Here is a 3,407-nt window from a genome sequence, read left to right on the forward strand (position 1 = left end):
GGCGACCCGGACCGCCGCCCGTTCCGCGGGCTCCTTCTCCGAGGAGAAGCCGGCCCCGAAGAAGCGGACCACCGCCGCGAAGCCGGCCGCCGCGAAGGCCCCAGCGGCCGAGAAGACCGCCAAGAAGGCGACCCCGGCGAAGGCGACCCCGGCCAAGGCCGCGCCCGCGAAGCCCGCCGCGGCGAAGAGCACCGCCGCGAAGGCCACCGCAGCCAAGACCACGGCCGCCAAGACCACCACGAAGAAGGCCGCCGCCGAGAAGCCGGCTGCCAAGAAGAAGGCGGCGAAGAAGTAGCGCGCCGCCCCCACCCGCATCATGGGGCCATGACGCCCGAGATCGGCCGGTGAAACGTCCGTCAGGGAGCCAGGGTGCGTGGGGTCAGGGGCTGGGGTAGTAGTCCGCCGAGGTGAGGGTGCCCGCCGCGTCGGCGGTGAGCACCCAGGTGCTCGCCTTGCGGCTCGGCACCGCCTTGTCCTGCGGGGACGGGACCCCGTTCGCGGGCACGCCCGTCTCCTCCAGCAGGAGGGCCACGACGTCCGGGATCACCCCGCCCTGGCTGCACAGCGCGGTCACGCCCGGTTCGGCGAGCAGCTCGCGGAACCGGGTCAGACCCGCGTCCGGCTTCTCCCAGTAGCCCTCCTCGCCGAGCAGCGGCTCGGGCGTGATGGGAAGGTCGGCGGCCGCGGGGCGGACCGTGTCCAGGCAGCGGATCGGCAGGGCCGAGTGGTAGCGCTCCGGGCCGAAGCGGGCGAGGAAGTCGACGAGGTGGGCCGCCTGGCTGCGGCCGACGCCGGAGAGCGGGCGTAGGTCGTCGTCGCCCTCCCAGTCCTTGCGGCTGCCCGCCTTGGCGTGTCGGACCACCAGCAGCACCGAGTGGGGCACGCGGAAGCGCTCGAGCACGACCCGGTCGTGCGGGTACTGCACCAGGTCCGCGGCGGTGGCGGGGGTGACCCAGCGGAGCTCGTCCACCTCGTCGTTCGGGGTGAAGTCCGGGATCTCGAGCGCCTCGGCGGCCCAGTACCGCACCAGCTTGCGGCCCTCGGGGACCGCGTACCGCACGTCCCCGATGCAGGCGCCGAGGCGCGCGCGGACGCCGGTCTCCTCCCAGGTCTCGCGCAGGGCACAGGCGGCGAGGCTCTCGCCCCGGTCGAGCTTGCCCTTGGGCAGCGACCAGTCGTCGTAGCGCGGTCGGTGGACCAGCGCCACGTGGACCCCGGCGTTCAGCGGGCGCCAGAGGACGGTGCCCCCGGCCAGGACGTCGGCGCCGAGGGCGGCGTGCAGGTCCGTCATCTCTCCGGTGCTATTCGACGTCGTCGAGCGTGCGGGCGGAGTGCGCGATCATCAGCTCCGCCTGGTGGTCTCGCACCTTCTCCAGGTCGGTGCCCGGCGGCGGGGAGGGTTCCCAGCGGTCGTCGACCAGCGTCCAGCAGCGGGTGGCGGGGTCGAGGCTGGACTCGAAGACGTCGGCGAGCTGGCCGGAGAGCCGCGGGTCCGCCACCCGCAGCAGCACCTCGACGCGACGGTCCAGGTTGCGGTGCATCATGTCCGCGCTGCCGATCCAGTACTCGTCCGCCGCACCGAAGTGGAAGACCCGCGAGTGCTCCAGGAAGCGCCCGAGGATCGAGCGGACCTGGATGTTCTCCGACAGCCCCTCCACGCCGGGCCGGATCGCGCAGATCCCGCGGACCACGACGTCCACCGGCACGCCCGCCTGCGAGGCGCGGTAGAGGGCGTCGATCACCTGCTCGTCGACGAGCGAGTTGACCTTGATCTGGATCCGCGCCCGCCCGTCCCCGGCCCGGTGCGCCTCGATCTCGTCCTCGATGCGCCGCACGATCCCGCGGCGGACGCCGTAGGGGGCGACCAGCAGCGAGCGGTAGGAGGTCTGCCGGGAGTAGCCGGTGAGCGAGTTGAACAGGTCCGTGAGGTCCGCGCCGATCGTGGGGTCGGCGGTGAGCACGCCGATGTCCTCGTAGAGCCGCGCGGTCTTCGGGTTGTAGTTGCCGGTGCCGATGTGGCAGTAGCGGCGGATGGTCGAGCCCTCCTGGCGCACCACCAGCGAGGTCTTGCAGTGCGTCTTGAGCCCCACCAGCCCGTAGACAACGTGCACCCCGGACTTCTCCAGCTCGCGCGCCCAGCGGATGTTGGCCTGCTCGTCGAACCGCGCCTTGATCTCCACCAGCGCCACGACCTGCTTGCCCGCGGCGGCGGCGTCGATCAGCGCGTCGACGATCGGCGAGTCGCCCGACGTCCGGTACAGCGTCTGCTTGATCGCCAGCACGTTCGGGTCCGCCGCGGCCTGCTCGATGAAGCGCTGCACGCTCGTCGAGAAGGAGTCGTACGGGTGGTGGACGAGGACGTCTCCCTCCCGGAGCGTGGCGAAGATGCTGCGCGGGGTCTCCCGCTCGCCGAACGCGGGGTGCGTGGCGGGGCGGAAGGGCTCGTCCTTGAGGTCGGGCCGGTCCGCGGCGTAGACCTCCCAGAGGCAGGTCATGTCGAGCAGACCGGGCACGGTGACGACGTCGCTCGGGTCCACGTCGAGCTCGCGGAGCAGCAGCTCCAGCACGTGCTCGCTCATCGTGTCGGTGACCTCGAGCCGTACCGGCGGGCCGAACCGGCGGCGGGCCAGCTCGCGTTCGAGGGCCTGCAGCAGGTCCTCGTCCCGGTCCTCCTCGACCTCCAGGTCCGCGTTGCGGGTGACCCGGAAGGCGTGCACCTCCGCGACCTCGAGGCCCGGGAAGAGCTCGCCGAGGTGGGCGGAGATGAGGTCCTCGATGGGCAGGAACGTGACGTCTCGGCCCGGCTTGCCCTCGTCGTCCTGCACGCGGACGAGGCGGGGGACGTTGTTCGGGACCTTCACCCGGGCGAAGCGCTCGGTGCGGCTGTCGGTGTCCCGCACCGTGACGGCGAGGTTCAGCGACAGCCCAGAGATGTACGGGAAGGGGTGCGCGGGGTCGACGGCCAGGGGCGTGAGCACCGGGAAGACCTGCGCGGCGAAGTAGTCGCTCAGCCTGCCGCGCTGGATCTCCGACAGGTCGCTCCACCGGCGGATGTGGATGCCGCGCTCGGCCAGCTCGGGGCGCACCTCGTCGAGGAACACGCGGGCGTGGGCCTCGGAGATCGCCTGGCTGCGCTCGTGGATGTGGGCCAGCTGCTCGCGCGGGGAAAGCCCGTCGGCGCTGCGCACGGCCAGCCCGGTCTCGTCCCGGCGCTTCAGCCCGGCCACCCGGACCATGTAGAACTCGTCCAGGTTGCTGGCGAAGATCGCGAGGAACTTGGCCCGCTCCAGCAGCGGCTGGCTGGTGTCCTCGGCCAGGGCCAGCACGCGGGCGTTGAAGTCCAGCCAGGAGAGCTCGCGGTTGAGGTAGCGGTTCTCCGGCAGCCCACTGGGCGCCGCGACGGTGGT

At 72.3% G+C, this 3,407-nt stretch carries 3 protein-coding genes; 1 reads left to right on the top strand and 2 read right to left on the bottom strand.

The window, feature by feature from the left end; genetic code table 11:
- Positions 1 to 295: hypothetical protein (locus tag H5J29_RS25935; RefSeq protein WP_181783637.1), on the top strand; the 295-nt coding region annotated here is incomplete at its 5' end.
- Between the two features lie 84 nt (positions 296 to 379).
- Here H5J29_RS25935 and H5J29_RS25940 read toward each other — a convergent pair.
- Positions 380 to 1,291, bottom strand: a complete 912-nt coding sequence (locus H5J29_RS25940; RefSeq protein ID WP_181783638.1) for an NUDIX hydrolase — start codon at positions 1,289 to 1,291, stop codon at positions 380 to 382.
- Between the two features lie 10 nt (positions 1,292 to 1,301).
- The coding region (locus tag H5J29_RS25945; protein WP_181783639.1) for an RNA degradosome polyphosphate kinase at positions 1,302 to 3,407 on the bottom strand (2,106 nt) is incomplete at its 5' end.

The organism is Pseudonocardia pini (assembly GCF_013870575.1).
Taxonomy (GTDB): Bacteria; Actinomycetota; Actinomycetes; order Mycobacteriales; family Pseudonocardiaceae; genus Pseudonocardia; species Pseudonocardia pini.